Annotated in this window: 12 protein-coding genes and 1 tRNA gene; 9 read left to right on the forward strand and 4 right to left on the reverse strand. The window is 56.6% G+C overall.

From position 1 onward, the window contains the following. Nucleotides 1–41 precede the first annotated feature (41 nt). Genes CMO10_RS12340 through CMO10_RS12355 form a run of 4 tightly spaced genes read left to right on the forward strand, consistent with a single transcriptional unit; the run spans nucleotide 42 to nucleotide 3,916 of the window. Nucleotides 42–2,123, forward strand: a complete 2,082-nt coding sequence (locus tag CMO10_RS12340) for a heme lyase CcmF/NrfE family subunit (protein WP_297022552.1) — start codon at nucleotides 42–44, stop codon at nucleotides 2,121–2,123. Next, entirely contained in the window at nucleotides 2,120–2,656 is a 537-nt protein-coding gene (locus CMO10_RS12345) for a DsbE family thiol:disulfide interchange protein (RefSeq protein WP_044827687.1), read from the forward strand. Before CMO10_RS12340 ends, CMO10_RS12345 begins: the two co-directional genes overlap by 4 nt. Then, nucleotides 2,653–3,156 carry a cytochrome c-type biogenesis protein gene (locus CMO10_RS12350; protein WP_297022557.1) on the forward strand — a complete coding sequence of 168 codons (504 nt, stop codon included), beginning with the start codon at nucleotides 2,653–2,655 and terminating at the stop codon, nucleotides 3,154–3,156. The genes CMO10_RS12345 and CMO10_RS12350 overlap by 4 nt, the downstream gene beginning before the upstream one ends. A gap of 43 nt (nucleotides 3,157–3,199) precedes the next feature. Continuing rightward, on the forward strand, nucleotides 3,200–3,916 hold the full coding sequence (locus CMO10_RS12355) for a tetratricopeptide repeat protein (RefSeq protein ID WP_297022559.1): 717 nt from the start codon (nucleotides 3,200–3,202) through the stop codon (nucleotides 3,914–3,916). A gap of 15 nt (nucleotides 3,917–3,931) precedes the next feature. Here the strand turns inward: CMO10_RS12355 and CMO10_RS12360 are convergent, their stop codons facing one another. The 3 genes from CMO10_RS12360 to CMO10_RS12370 all read right to left on the reverse strand — a co-directional run bounded on the left by CMO10_RS12360 (nucleotide 3,932) and on the right by CMO10_RS12370 (nucleotide 7,234). Then, nucleotides 3,932–4,219 carry a hypothetical protein gene (locus CMO10_RS12360; protein ID WP_297022561.1) on the reverse strand — a complete coding sequence of 96 codons (288 nt, stop codon included), beginning with the start codon at nucleotides 4,217–4,219 and terminating at the stop codon, nucleotides 3,932–3,934. 16 nt (nucleotides 4,220–4,235) lie between these two features. Next, nucleotides 4,236–6,089 carry a lytic transglycosylase domain-containing protein gene (locus tag CMO10_RS12365; RefSeq protein WP_044828182.1) on the reverse strand — a complete coding sequence of 618 codons (1,854 nt, stop codon included), beginning with the start codon at nucleotides 6,087–6,089 and terminating at the stop codon, nucleotides 4,236–4,238. A 254-nt stretch (nucleotides 6,090–6,343) separates the two neighbouring features. Next, a complete protein-coding gene (locus tag CMO10_RS12370; protein WP_297022565.1) occupies nucleotides 6,344–7,234 on the reverse strand; it encodes a uracil-DNA glycosylase in 891 nt (296 codons plus the stop codon). Nucleotides 7,235–7,506: 272 nt separating this feature from the next. Here CMO10_RS12370 and CMO10_RS12375 point away from each other — a divergent pair, with 272 nt between their 5' ends. The 5 genes from CMO10_RS12375 (at nucleotide 7,507) to CMO10_RS12395 (ending at nucleotide 12,972) form a co-directional block, all read left to right on the forward strand. Continuing rightward, nucleotides 7,507–9,144, forward strand: a complete 1,638-nt coding sequence (locus CMO10_RS12375; RefSeq protein ID WP_297022568.1) for an electron transfer flavoprotein-ubiquinone oxidoreductase — start codon at nucleotides 7,507–7,509, stop codon at nucleotides 9,142–9,144. 165 nt (nucleotides 9,145–9,309) lie between these two features. Further along, nucleotides 9,310–9,933 (forward strand): DJ-1/PfpI family protein, encoded by a 624-nt coding sequence (locus CMO10_RS12380; protein ID WP_297022570.1) that lies wholly within the window; start codon nucleotides 9,310–9,312, stop codon nucleotides 9,931–9,933. Nucleotides 9,934–10,140: 207 nt separating this feature from the next. Beyond that, on the forward strand, nucleotides 10,141–11,856 hold the full coding sequence (locus tag CMO10_RS12385; RefSeq protein WP_297022573.1) for a tetratricopeptide repeat protein: 1,716 nt from the start codon (nucleotides 10,141–10,143) through the stop codon (nucleotides 11,854–11,856). A gap of 21 nt (nucleotides 11,857–11,877) precedes the next feature. Further along, nucleotides 11,878–12,807, forward strand: coding sequence for a 4-(cytidine 5'-diphospho)-2-C-methyl-D-erythritol kinase (locus tag CMO10_RS12390; protein WP_297022575.1), 930 nt, complete (start codon nucleotides 11,878–11,880; stop codon nucleotides 12,805–12,807). Between the two features lie 90 nt (nucleotides 12,808–12,897). After that, nucleotides 12,898–12,972 (forward strand) — tRNA-Gln (locus tag CMO10_RS12395). A 105-nt stretch (nucleotides 12,973–13,077) separates the two neighbouring features. Here CMO10_RS12395 and CMO10_RS12400 read toward each other — a convergent pair. Continuing rightward, the gene (locus CMO10_RS12400) at nucleotides 13,078–14,049 is read right to left on the reverse strand and encodes a sensor domain-containing diguanylate cyclase (RefSeq protein WP_297022578.1); all 972 of its coding nucleotides are present in this window, start codon (nucleotides 14,047–14,049) and stop codon (nucleotides 13,078–13,080) included. Between the last annotated feature and the right edge of the window lie 157 nt (nucleotides 14,050–14,206).

The following is a 14,206-nucleotide window of genomic DNA, read 5'->3' on the forward strand; positions in this document are numbered from 1 at the left end:
AATAGGTCACAGGGGAACTATTGGGGAAGCCTTAGACGCACATGCTTGCAGAGTTAGGACATTTTGCCCTGCTTCTGATGGTGGTCACGGGAATTGGACAGGCCGTTCTGTTCAGCCCGCTTTGGCTGCGCTCATCCCTGCGCATGTTCTCCCCGCAAAAGGCCCCCGCTACCCCGGCCGGCAGCCCCGACTTCCCCGATGACAATGACAACGATGGCAACGCCCATGGCGCCTTGGCACCAATCGTTGCGAAACCTGCCAACCTGTTCCTGCTGCCGATTGCCATCCTTCTGCTGGGTCTTCTGGCCGAGGGCGCATTGCTAAACGCCTTTATCGTCAGTGACTTCACCCTGCCCGTCGTCACCGATGTCAGCCATTCTTCCACTCCGCTGCTGTATCGCATCGGGGCTGCATTCACGCCGGACGGCGGGGCGATGTTGCTGTGGCTTGTGGCCTTGTCGCTAGTGAACCTTTTGCTGGCGTTTCAGTTGCGCAAATCAGCAAGTCTTGATACCGATCGCTTTGCCCGCAATACCCTTTCCATTCTTGGCATGCTGATAGCGGTTTTGGGCGTTGTCACCCTGATTGATGCTGATCCGTTCCTGCGCGTGACCGTGGTGCCGCTTGATGGTCGCGGCATGAACCCGCAAAATCAGGACCTGCTCAAGGTCCTGCGCGAACCGTTCCTTTATCTGGGGCTTGCCGGGCTTGCCGGGATCTTTGCTCTGACACTGGCTGGCTTGCTGGATAACCGGATTGACCGCCAGTTTGCCGAAACCATGCGGTCATGGACGATTGCAAGCTGGGTCTGTCTTGGCACCGCGATTGCGATCAATGCCTATCGGTCCTATAGCGAACAGGCATGGGGCGGCTGGTGGTATTGGGACACATCGGAAAACAGTCTGCTTTTGCCATGGCTGCTCGCCCCCGCCCTTCTGCATTGCCGCGCGGTTCTGGAAAAAACCGAAACCCTGCGCAGCTGGACGGCGTTTTTGGGGATCACGACGCTTGCGGTTGGATGGTTCGGGGTTTACCTGACCCGCTCTGATCTGTTTGCGCCGCTTCCCGAAACACAGATCCTGCCGATCGATAGCAACGGTCTTCTGATCGGGTTCTGCTTGGTTTTTGCCGCCGCCTATTACCTATTCTGGCGGTCAGTCGATCAGATGGGCGAAGGCCGCTGTTTCGAGGTCATCTCGCGCGAAAGTGCGATGTTCCTCAACAGCGTGATGCTGGCCCTGATTGCGGCTGTGGTTCTGATCGGCACGATCTATCCGCTGGTCTTGCAATGGATCACCGGCGAGCCGATCACGGTCGGTGCACCATTTTATGTCGAAGTGCTCGTGCCCATCGTTCTTCCCCTGATGTTCCTGATGGCCTTTGCCCCGGCGTTGCGCTGGCGGCAGGATGAATTGTGGATGATTGGGCGGCGCATGAAACTGGCGGCGATCCTGTCGCTGATTACGGTCCTGTTCGTTTCGATCCGCTTTATCGACCTGTCGCCGGCACCGCTGATCGGGATCGGCCTTGCCGGATGGATTTTGACCGCATCCTTAAGTGACCTTTGGGCGCGGCTGTGGCGCCACCCGGAACATGGTGAAAGCAAATATCGCAATCTGCAACTTCTGGGTCCCCGCTATGTCAGCATGACGCTGGCCCATATCGGCTTGGCAGTCCTGATTGCCGGTGGATCAGCCAGCAGCATCTGGGAAGAACAGGTTGTTGTGTCCGCCCGTGCCGGTCAAAGCATTCAGGCGGGCCCCTATAACCTGCAATATGAAGGTGTCTCGCTTCTGGCCGGTGAAAACTATGCCACCCGTCAGGCGACCTTTATCCTGTATCGTCATTCCCAGCCCGTGACCGAGCTGTTCCCTGAAATCCGCTATTACCCGATCCGCGGCGTTGAAACCCGCGAAGCCGACATCTGGCATGGTCGCGATGGTGATTTGCATGTTTCAATCGGCGACCGCGATGATGATGGTGGCCGGGTGGTAACAGTTCATTATCTGCCCATGATGCCCTGGGTCTGGGGCGGCATGTTATTAATGTTGATCGGGGGATGCTTCAGCATCCTCACGCGCGTAATCCTGCGCCTTAAGAAGCCTGGAGTTTCTACTTCATGAGATTTTCGATCGCTGTAATCCCGCTGGTTTTGTTTGCCGCCTTGGCCGGGGTGTTTTTGCTCAATATCGACAAGGACGCCTCTGTTGTGCCATCGGTCCTGATCGATAAACCGGCACCGGAATTCTCGCTGCCGCCGCTTCCCGGTCGGGATCACGGCCTGTCGCGTGCGGATTTGACCAAGGGCAACGTTTCGGTTCTCAACGTCTTTGCAAGCTGGTGCATCCCGTGCCGCGCAGAACACCCGCTGATCAAACGCCTGTCGCGCGAAGCTTCTGTGCCGGTCTATGGCCTGAACTACAAGGAAAAGGACCCGCAGGACGGGGTAAAGTGGCTTGATGAGCTTGGCGATCCCTATGCCGCAGTCGGCATGGATATTTCAGGCCGTACGGGCATTGATTTTGGCGTCTATGGCGTCCCGGAAACCTTCATCATCGATGGTAACGGGCAAATCAGATACAAGCATGTCGGCCCAGTCACAGTCGAAGTCCTTGAAAAGGTCCTTATGCCCAAAATCGAGGAGTTAAAGGGATGATCAGACGCTTCAAACTCGTTTTTGGTGCCCTTGCCATTCTGCTGCCCGTCATGGCGGCGAGCCCCGCATTTGCCGTCAATCCGGATGAAATGCTGTCCAATCCGGTTCTGGAAGAACGCGCGCGCGAAATCAGCAAGGAACTGCGCTGCCTTGTTTGTCAGAACCAGTCGATTGATGATTCTGATGCCGAACTGGCGCGTGACCTTCGTGTGCTGGTGCGCGAACGCCTGATTGCGGGCGATGACAACGAAGAAGTCATTGACTATATCGTTGCGCGCTACGGCGACTATGTTCTTTTGAACCCGCCGCTGAAGCCTGAAACCTACATCCTGTGGGCAAGCCCGGTGGTGCTGGTGCTTCTGGCAATGCTGGCTGTTTTTGCCTTCTATCGCCGCAAGAAGCGCGATGGCAGCACGGCGTCCGCGTCGCTATCCAAGGATGAACAGGCCCGTCTGGACGAGCTTCTTGGCACTTCAAAAGATAACGGCAAATCCGAATGAAGCTTAACCGCCTGACATATCGCCACCCGATCGGAGGTTTCCGGTGATCTGGGTTGGCCTGACTGTTCTGGCAATTCTGGCAGGTGCCGCCCTTTATGCGAGCCTGCCGAAATCAACGGGTCACGGATCGCGTGCGCGCCGCGTGACCTTTGCTGCCCTGCCGGTGATTGCGGCCTTGGGCCTTTATGCCATGCTGGGCAGCCCGACCCTACCCGCGCGCCCCTATGCGGAGCGTGCCGGCGAACGTAACCTTGCGGCCGCCGCCGCCGTTGCGGATAACGCCACCGACCCCGATTTCCAGACCGACCAGCAGATCCGCCGCCTGCTTGATCAGATTGTCGTCTCGCTTGAGGTCAACCCGCGCAATCTTCAGGGCTGGGTCGCCTTGGCCCGCGGATCACTTCGCCTTGGCAATATTGAACGCGCGGTTGCCGCCTTTGCCCAGGCCTATGCCCTGTCGGGGCACAATCCGTTGCTTGCCATCGAATATGCCGATACCCGCATCACCGCCCAGGACGGGCAGATCGACAATACATCCCGCGATCTTGTCCTGCATGCACTGGGTCAGATGCCCAACCATCTTCTGGCGCGCTATTATTACGGCATGATGCTGAAACAGAACGGCAAGCCTGACCAGGCCCTTCGCGTGCTTGGCGATCTTTATCGCGACCTGCCCAAGGACGACCCGCTTGGCAATGCCACGGCAAGCGAAATCAAGGCCCTGCAATCAGATGCAGATACCGCGATCAACGCCGATTAGGTTGGATAGTTGATCTCAGGCGGCGAACAGATACAGCACGCCCAGCAACACCGCGACAATCAGGAACAATGTCCCGCCAAGGGCAACCAGCTTCATGATCGGATGAAGTGTCTCAAGCTCACCGGGCTTGGTTACGCTCCCACCACCATTTTGCGCTGAATGCCCTTCGCCAAACCGTCGCAGGGCTTCCTCGCCACTCATCGGCGGCATCTTGATACGATCAAGGACCGTCCCCTGATCCGGGGCACGGTCCTTGTCTTTGTTTGGGTGCTTGTGCGGTCCGTCGCCGTTATGGGCTGTCATCGCAGGAAGCGATCGCCTAGCGCTGCGCGGTCAGGCCACGGTCCGTGTCCTGATCCTGCGGCTGATAGGTCGGCCATTCACCAGCTGCCAGAAGATCAAGCGACGGTGTTTCCTGACCAAAGCGCGAACGATACATCCAAAGGTTTGCCATCACGCGTTCGATAAACAGACGTGTTTCACGCGACGGAATACTTTCGATGAAATACAACGGATCGACATTGTCCTTAAGCGCCTTCTGCCAGCGGCCAAGATTGCCAATGCCACCGTTATAAGCCGCCATCAACTGCAGGAAGCCGTTATCAACGCCATTCTGCTCAAGCAGGTGATCAACATATTTCTGCCCAAGGGCAAGGTTGATTTCCGGCTGATACAGCTCGGCACGCTTTTCACCGCGATAACGCGTATTGCCGATATAGCTCGCCGTTGCCGGCATCAGCTGCATCAGACCACGCGCACCGGCATGGCTGCGCGCATCGGTGTTGAAACCCGATTCCTGACGCATGAAGGCATAGATCACCGCACGGTCAACTTCATAGCCACCTTCCGGCGCCCATGGCGGCACGGGGTACAGCGCGTTAACAAACACATCACCGGTCTTCTGCGCGATATAGCTGCCAAGACGCATGGTAAGCGATGCAAAATTCGCAGTATCGGTCAGGGCCAGAACAGCACGGCGCAGCGAATCGTCATCCTTTGCTGCGGCCTTGCGCAATTCGCGTTCGGCTTCATCGCGCTGACCAACCTGCAGCAGCGACAGCGCACGACGTCCATGCGGATCAAGCTTCAGCTTGTTGGCACGGTTTTCATCAAGCTCAAGGCTGTCCCAGTCAAACACGTCATCGCGGCCAAGCGCGCGCATCGCCAACTGACCATAGAAGGAGCGAGGATATTCCGCCGCCCGGTTCAACATGGCATCGGCTTCATCAAAGCGGCCAGCGGCCAGATCAATACGCCCGGCCCAGAATGCACCGGCGGTGCGGGTCCAGCTTGATGCATATTTGTTGGTGCTAAGCGCTGCGAAATGCGCGTGCGACTCATCCATCTTGTTCAGACGCCACGCGGTTAGGCCCGCAGTCCAATGCGCCTGCGGCAAATATTTGCCCGAACGCTTTGCCGCCTCACCAGCATATTTCAACGCAAGGTCGGGCTTGCCAAAGTAATAATAGCCCGATGCAATCGCGGCCTTGGCATGGTCCTGCTCATAGGCATCAAACAGACGCTGTGCTTCGTCGCTTTCAAGAACTTCCAGCGCCCCGGTCGGCCAGCCACTGCCAATGCGATGGCGAATACGACGCTTCAGTGTCGCAACGCGCGAACGCTGCTTGGAAGACAGCTTTTTCGATGACTTGTGATAATAGGGCGTGATGTTTTCGTAATCATAACCCGCACCTGAAACATAACTGCCGACCGGCTTTTTCGGGTAATTGGCCGAACCACGGCGTGTCAGCGCAAGCTTGTAGATGCGCGGTGCCTGCGGATGGTCAGCATATTCTGCCAGCCAGTTTTTCAGTTCCTTGTAACGCGAACGGTAGGCCGTCGGATGCAGATAACGCTGCGCCATCACATGCCCCATCAGGACATCATCAGACAGGCGCGAAATCAGGCGGTCGGCATCATCCCACCGACCTTGCTCCTGCACGGCAAAAATCTGTTCGTAAAGTTCTGCGTCACGTTCGGAAAGCGGCCGGGGGATAAGGGTCGAAAGCGCGTCATCAAGGACAGGACTGCCAAGCGCTGCCTGTTCCTGCGTGCTCGCAGCAGCAGGTAACGCGGCCCCCATGACGGTCATGGTGCCAACAAACGCAAAGAAAAGTCCCTGCCTTACGGTGTTTTTTACACCCGGCAGGCGTGTTCTTATTGCTTCGATCAAAATCAGTTTCCCCAACGAGGCTTGTTTTCAAGCCGCGTGTTTATCCCGAAGCAGTTTGGTCTCGCAACCCGTTGCCGTCGGTGTTCCCCCTTGTGCAACGGTCCTCCTTATAGCAGCAAACACCCAAACCGCGAAATCATTTATCTGGAATCAATCACTTGGCGCAAAGCCAAGACAGCACTCCAAATGCATGCATATCTCCTATGCATACAGCTAGATTATTGCCAATTCCTTAGGGTAGGAGAATTCACCGCCTAAAGCTTCTGCGCAATCGCGCGAAGGTCACGCCAGGCAAGGCGCTTTTGTTCCGGCGTCCGCAGAAGATAGGCCGGATGGAACATCGCGGTCAGGTCGGCTTTTTTGCCATCGGCAAAGGAAACTTCCTTCCACGTGCCGCGCAAACGCGTAATCCCGCGATCCTCTTCCATCAGGGTTTTGGCCGAACTACCACCAAGACAGACCACAACCTTCGGTCCGATTAGCTCAAGATGACGACGGACAAACGGCTCACACACCGCAACTTCGGCAGTGGTCGGCTGACGGTTTCCCGGCGGGCGCCAGGGCAGGATATTGGTGATGTAAACTTCTTCCCGTGCAAGACCGATGGATCTCAACATGGCATCAAGCAACTTGCCACTCGGCCCGACGAACGGAACCCCCTGACGGTCCTCTTCGGCACCGGGCGCTTCGCCGACCAGAACCAGCTTGGCCTCGACATTGCCGGTGCCAAACACGGTGTTACTGGCCGATTTCTTAAGCGCGCAACCCTCGAACTTTTCAATCGCCGCCTTGAGTTCCTCAAGACTGTTTGCAGCAGCCGCTGCGTCGCGTGCAGATTGCCGGGCTTCGTGCGGTGTATCAGATAACAGGAACCCGCCATCTGCCCCCGCAGGCATCGGTACCGGGCCAGAGCCAGCCGCCTGTGCCGGACGTGCAAACGCACCTGCCGCGCGCTGTACACCTGGCCGTGCTGCCGCACCAAAGCCCTGCCGGTTGGCGGCATTCTGGCGCAGGCTTTCGGATGCCTTGAAACGGTCAAGCGGCTCGTCGGCGATGGCCTCGTCCGCGCCCATTTCAAATTGCCAGACAAGGGCCTCGAACGGGTCGAGATTATTTACATCAAAGTCTGTAATTGGTTTGCTCATCTACACAAAGGCGATGTATGTTGCACCGCGAACGGGATCGCGGGCACTGCTTGGGAAGACCTTATACGATTTTGGGTCCTTTGTGCCAGAGTACAAACGCGACACCGTTCATGACTATGGATTGTCAACCGATCCCATGATCGGTATAGCTTTATCCAGTAAGAATATCTGAGAAATCAGGGCTTGGGCGAGACCCTGAACGGTGAATACCGGCTCACGGCCAACGAACGGGAACAGTTCGATAAGGTCGCCAGCCAAAGGAGAGAGGCCAAATGGAACGGGAATCCATGGAATTTGACGTGGTCGTTGTTGGCGCCGGTGTGTCCGGTCTGTCAGCGGCCATCAAGCTGATGCAACTCGCCCAGGAACAGGAAAAAGAAATCACCGTCTGCGTGGTTGAAAAAGGTTCCGAGGTCGGCGCACACACCCTGTCGGGTGCCGTGATGGAACCGCGCTCGATCAACGAACTTTTCCCGGACTGGAAAGAACGCGGTGCACCGCTGAACGTGCCTGCAGGCGAAGACCAGTTCCTGATGCTGAGCGAAACCGGCGCGAAAAAGCTGCCGACCCCGCCGCAGATGCATAACAAGGGCAACTATATCGTCAGCCTCGGCAACGTTTGCCGCTGGCTTGGCGAACAGGCCGAAGCACTGGGTGTCGAAGTTTACCCGGGCTTTGCCGCTGCCGAAGTTCTGTTTAACGAAGACGGTTCGGTCAAGGGTATCGCCACCGGCGATATGGGCCTGCAGCGTGACGGCACGCCGGGCCCGAACCACGAACCGGGTATGGAACTGCACGCCAAATACACCTTCTTTGCCGAAGGTTGCCGTGGCTCGCTTTCCGAACAGCTGATCAAGAAATTTGATCTGCGCAAGAATTCCGATCCGCAGACCTATGGCATCGGCATCAAGGAACTCTGGGAAGTTGATCCCGAAGTCCATAAGGAAGGCCTTATTCAGCACACCGTTGGCTGGCCGCTGAACAAGGACACCTATGGCGGGTCGTTCCTGTATCATCTTGATAACAACCAGGTGGTTGTTGGTTTCGTCATCGGTCTGGATTACGAAAACCCGCATCTCAGCCCGTTTGAGGAATTCCAGCGTTTCAAGACGCATCCGGAAATCCGCAAGATCTTTGAAAACGGTCGTCGTATCTCTTACGGCGCACGCGCGCTGAATGAAGGTGGCTTCCAGTCGATCCCGGATCTCGTATTCCCGGGCGGTTGCCTGATCGGGTGTTCGGCCGGCTTCATGAACGTGCCGAAGATCAAGGGTTCGCACACCGCGATGAAAACCGGCATGCTGGCCGCCGAGGCCGCATTCGAAGCACTGACTGCTGACGAAGTCCCGGCACAGATGGATAGCTATCCCAAGCGCCTTAAAGACAGCTGGGTCTATCCGGAGTTGCACAAGGTACGTAACATCCGTCCGAGCTTCGCCAAATGGGGCTTCTGGGGTGGCATGGCCTATAGTGCGGTTGATACCTATCTGTTCGGTGGCAAGGCACCCTGGACCTTCAAAAACCACGAAGACCATTCCTGCCTGAAACCGGCAAAGGACATGCCGAAGATCGACTATCCGAAACCGGATGGCAAAGTCAGCTTCGACAAGCTGTCATCGGTCTTCCTGTCCAACACCAACCATGGTGAAGATCAGCCCATCCACCTGACGCTGAAAGATGCCAGTGTTCCGGTGAACACCAACCTTGCCGTCTATGACGGGCCCGAAGCCCGCTTCTGCCCGGCCGGTGTTTATGAATTCGTCGAAGACGAAGACAATGGTGGCAAGCGTCTGCAGATCAACGCGCAGAACTGCGTGCATTGTAAGACCTGCGACATCAAGGACCCGACCCAGAACATCGTTTGGGTCGTGCCCGAAGGTGGCGGCGGGCCAAACTACCCGAATATGTAAGCCTTACGGCTTTCGTCACATAAAAAGGTCCGCCTCGTGCGGGCCTTTTTCTTTTGGTCTGATGATTGGTTTGGCCTGGGAAGAATGGCTTATAAGATTTTACTTGTTTCAATTTCAATCTGCGCGTTCAATACCGGCCCTTTTTAAACCGCAGGCAAGAACGATATGAAAATCGCGATCGTGACACTAGAAGGCTTCAACGAACTCGACAGCTTCGTCGCCTTGGCGATTTTAAACCGTGCCAAGGCCGATGGCGTTCATGCCGAAATCACTGGCACCGGTGACAGTGTTACGTCAATGAACGGCGTTTCTGTATCCGTGCAAAAGCCCCTGTCCTTTGCACAGGAAGCCGATGCAGTTCTTCTGGGCAGCGGCATTCATTCGCGCGATCACATCAATGATCCGGACATCATGAAGCAGCTATCGCTTGATCCATCCCGCCAGCTCATCGGCGCACAATGCTCGGGCGTTCTATTTCTCTATCGCATGGGACTTCTGCCAGCGACAGTCACGACCGATACCAAAACCCGCCCGTTGATTGCGCGCACCGACGCCGTGATCGAAGACCGCCCGCTGGTTGCGCAGGGCAACATCGTAACCAGTGGCGGCTGCCTGTCATCAAGCTATCTGGCGGGTTGGTTCCTGTCCAAGGCGGTCGGCCTTGAAAAGGCGATTGCCGTTCTTGAAACCGTCGCACCGGTTGGTCAGCGCTCGCAGTTTGCCAAGCAGGCCCGCGAAGTCATCGGCAAACAGCTTGATGTCCCGGCCAAACGCCCGCTTTATTGCTAGGCGCGAACCGGGCAAAACCACCTTATTGGCGACCCATTTTGCGGCTTGAATGTGATTTCACTTCAATGTGTGCGCTTTGCACATGGTTCCGTGTTGCAAATGCTTTGCCTTATAATTGCCGACTGAGTAGGCTAAACCCGAAATTCACTATGGCGATGGGCCAAACTCGACATCGCCGAACCCGAATTGCGGACGCAGGAAAAGCCTTTGAAACGTAAACTGTTACACCTCCTCATCCCGATGACAGCTGTTGCGCTTTCAGCCTGTGGCACCATGCCGCAGAGCAGCGACGATGCCGTCTTCGAGTATCCGCAATCCAACGGGTTTTCTGGTAACTTCCTGGCTGGCAAGGCCGCCCAGATTGAAAGCCAGTCGGGCTATGCTGCGCAGTATCTTTTGCGCGCCCATGAACTTGACCCCGATAATGCCGAACTCCGCCGTCGTGCGTTTCTCGCCCTGATCAGCGATGGTCGCATCAGTGATGCGCTCGACATCGCGATTCAGCTGCAATCTGAAAATGATCAGGACCTGTTTGCCGCCCTGACCGTTATGGACGGGGCCATTCGCGAAAACCGTTATCAGGATGCACTTGATATCGTCTCAAGCCTGCCCGAACGCGGCATCAACGCCCTGATCGCCCCACTTGCCAAGGCGTGGCTCTATACCGGGCTTGATCAAAAGGCCCCCGCCATGGCAGCCCTCGATGGCATGCAGGGCAACGGCGCGCTGAACCCGCTTTCGGAATATCATCGCGGTCTGATCCTGGCCCACTTTGGTGACTTTGACGCAGCCGAACGGGCCCTTGCCAGTGCTTACGGCGATCCGGCTGACGCACCTTTGCGCGCGGCCGAGGCATTGGGTGCCGTTTACGAGCGCAAAGGACAGGTGCAAAAGGCATCGCTTCTCTATGAAAGCTACATGGACCGGCATCCGCAATCGCTTGCCATGCCGTTCCATCTGAAACGGCTTGAGCGCGAAGAACCGCCCATCGCAACCATGCTGACCCCGGCCGAGGGGCTGGCAGAGGCTTACCTTGATATCGCCACCCTGCTCAGCCAGGAAAATGCGGTTGATCCATCCTTGCTGATGGCGCGCTATTCGCTGTCGCTGCGCCCGGATGATGACATCACCCGTCTTCTGGTCGGTGAAGTCATGGAAATCCAGAACCGCTTTGAAACCGCGATCGATGTTTATAGCGCGATCCCGGTTTCCTCGCCGCACAGCTGGAATGCCCGTCTGCGCACCGCATCAAGCCTTGAGCAGATCGGTCGCGCCGATGAGGCAATTGATATCCTTGAAGACATGGTCAGTGAACGCCGTGACCGTCCTGACGCCCTGATCCAGCTTGGCGACATCCTGCGCATTCAGCAGGAATATGATGGGGCCGCCGATGCCTATGACCGGGCCATCGAACGCCTTGGCGGCAAGACCCAGGTTGGCTGGCGCCTGCTATATCGTCGTGGCATTGCCCATGAACGGGCCGGTGACTGGGCCAAGGCCGAGGCTGACTTCCTTCAGGCACTCGAAATCGAACCGGAACAGCCCTATGTGCTGAACTATCTTGGCTATAGCTGGGTTGATATGGGCATGAATTTCGATCAGGCCGAAGACATGCTCAAGCGCGCTGTCGAGCTGCAGCCTGATGACGGCTATATCGTCGATAGTCTGGGCTGGGTTTACTATAAGCTCGGTCGCTTTGATGACGCGGTCGAGCAGCTTGAAAAGGCTGTCGAACTGAAACCGGACGATCCGACAATTAATGATCATCTGGGTGATGCCTATTGGCAGATCGGGCGCTATCACGAAGCTCGCTTCCAGTGGCACCGTGCCCTGTCCTTCAATCCGACCGAAGAACTGCGCAGTACCGTAGAAGCCAAAATCAGTGGTCAGGTACCAAGCGTGGCCCCGATTGTCGTGAACTGATGCATTTGGGAAGAAACGTTGATGTCTGCGACCTATCGCCAGCAGGCGCCTGCCAAGGTTAACCTGTTCCTGCACGTCACCGGCAAACGCGATGACGGCTATCACCTGCTTGAAAGTCTGGTCTGCTTCACCGCGACCGGGGATGTCCTGACCGGTGAGTTACGCGATGATGACAAAATCACGCTTTCGATCACCGGCCCGATGGCGGGCAACCTTGCCCTTGAAAGCACCGATGACAACCTTGTAATGCGCGCAGCAAAAATGCTGCAGGAAACTGGCACCCCAAAACAGGGGGCCGACCTGATCCTTGATAAGCGCTTGCCGGTTGCCTCGGGCATCGGGGGCGGATCGGCTGATGCCGCTGCTACCATCCGCTTGCTCTGCGAGATGTGGAAACTCGAACTGGATGAAGCGACCCTGTCTCGCATAGCCCTGTCACTCGGGGCCGATGTGCCGGTATGCCTGCATGGCAAAACCTGCGTGATGTCGGGAATCGGCGAGGAAATCACGGAGCTTCCCGACCTGCCGCCCGTGCCGATGGTCCTGATCAATCCGGGTAAAGCCGTTTCAACGCCCGAGATTTTCAAGGCCCGTGCGGACGAAGGCTTTAGCCCAACCAGCGCATGGGATACCGCCCAAACCTTCCAAAGTGGCGCCTCCCTTGCCGATGCCCTTTCGGAATGCGGCAATGACCTGACCCTGCCCGCGACCGGGATCCTTCCCGAAATCTGCGATGTACTTAATGCGCTTGCGCGTGAAGAGGGCTGTCTGCTCGCCCGAATGTCTGGCAGCGGAGCGACTTGTTTTGGCATCTACGACACAAATGATCAGGCCGAACGTGCTGCCCATGCCATTGCGGCACAGAACCCGGACTGGTGGATTTCACCCACCCATATCCTGACGGAAAAGACCCGCGAACAGGCCGATATGGGGGCGGCCTTCCCGGACTGAACATCAGGGTAGTGAGCGGATAAAAAAACCTTCAAATAGAGGGTTGCACTCTTCGCATGACGGCGCTATTTTCCGCGCCACACACGCTGATGGGGCGTGGCCAAGTGGTAAGGCATCGGTTTTTGGTATCGTGTACCGTAGGTTCGAATCCTACCGCCCCAGCCAAGACAAACCGCTTTGAGGTTTTCCTCAAAGCGGTTTTCTTTTGCCTGCTTCTCGCAGCTGGGCGGCACACGAATGTGCCACCCTATTTTTCCCGAGATTAACCGTTCAGGATTGCTTGGACTGATGCATGGCGATGTCTGCGCGTGACACCAGTTTATCAAGCGTATCGCCCTCTTCCGCAATGCCAAGGCCAACGCTTAGCGTCAGCCGCGGATGTTCCGTGCCCGCCTGGAAGTCCTCGGCACCGACGCGATCAGTCAGGCGCTGCAGATAGTTCAACGCACCCGCCGCCCCGGTTTCAGGCATCAGGATAATGAATTCCTTGTCGCTCCAACGCGCAATCACATCGGTCTCACGCATCATTTCCGATGCTACGTTGGCAAACAGTTTGAGCGCGGCGTCACCGGCATCATAGCCAAAGTCTTCGTTAAGGTTCTTGAGATTGTCGAAATAGACCATGCCGACAACAACCGCATTGCCATAACGGTTTGAACGCTCAAGCTCTGTGCGCAGCACAGTTTCCATGTAACGGCGGTTATAAAGCCCCGTCAGCGGATCGGTATTAGCAGATCGTTCAAGGTCCGCACGCGCCTGATCAAGCGCCTTGCGATCATGGATATGGGCAACCGTCTGGCCGATTGAATCGGCAAACAGCTGCACCAGATCGGTGTCATGTTCACCAAAGGCCGCAACCGGGCTGGTGCTGCCAAATGCAAGAGTTCCGATGCACTCGCCCTCAACCACGATCGGTGCGCCAAGATAGGCGGCAAAACCAAACTTCTCACCAGCCGGGTGCGAACCCAGTTCGCTTTGGCTCACATCGTGGAAGGCAAAGACCTTGCTGGCCGAAATCACCTGACTGCAAAACGTTTCTTCGAGATCGAATTCCATGCCCGGGGTCAGGACATTCTCAGGATGAAGAACCTGGCGAATTTCATAGGTCTCTTCGCCAATTGCGCTGAAGATTCCAACAGGCAGACCGAACTGCTCGATGCCAAGCTTCAGGATCGCCTCAACACGCTGTTCGAACATTTTGGCCATTTCTGCCTGATGATCGGTCTCAAACTCGGTCGTCATGATGTTTCCCATGTTTTGACCGGCGTGGCCTTGCCCCAGACGCCGGTCATAAAGCCTTGTTATACCGCAACATTTAAGTCGCTAACGGCAAATTCTAAACCCTTAACATACCAAGGCATAGGGCATTCTTCGGCTTGGATAACATTTTCCTGATATG

This window comes from Thalassospira sp., assembly GCF_002709775.1.
Classification (GTDB): Bacteria; Pseudomonadota; Alphaproteobacteria; order Rhodospirillales; family Thalassospiraceae; genus Thalassospira.